Origin of the sequence: Streptococcus sp. DD10 (assembly GCF_001578805.1) — a bacterium.
Classification (GTDB): domain Bacteria; phylum Bacillota; class Bacilli; order Lactobacillales; family Streptococcaceae; genus Streptococcus.
In genome coordinates this window covers 1-232 of record NZ_KQ969237.1, presented here as the reverse complement: position 1 = coordinate 232, position 232 = coordinate 1, and the positions used below count along the sequence as shown (strand labels likewise).

Below are 232 nucleotides of genomic sequence, written 5' to 3'. Positions count from 1 at the left end.
TGGTGTCACTGCTTTCTTCTCTGTAACGGAAGATGGGGTTGTTACGACTCCTGTTAGTTTGTCAGCTACTTTTGGTGTGCTGTCTTCACTATCTGGGATTCCGTCGTTATCATCATCTGTATCCGTCTTATCTGGAATACCATCACCATCTGTATCTCGTTGGATGGTTACTGGAATCTTAACAGTTACTTCCTCTTCACCATTTTTCAGTTTAACTGGGATTTCAACTGTA

Annotated in this window: 1 protein-coding gene; it reads right to left on the bottom strand. The window is 41.8% G+C overall.

Annotation, left to right across the window (positions count from 1 at the left end; genetic code table 11):
* On the bottom strand, nucleotides 1-232 hold a 232-nt coding region (locus tag STRDD10_RS11335; RefSeq protein ID WP_197458359.1), incomplete at both ends, for a hypothetical protein.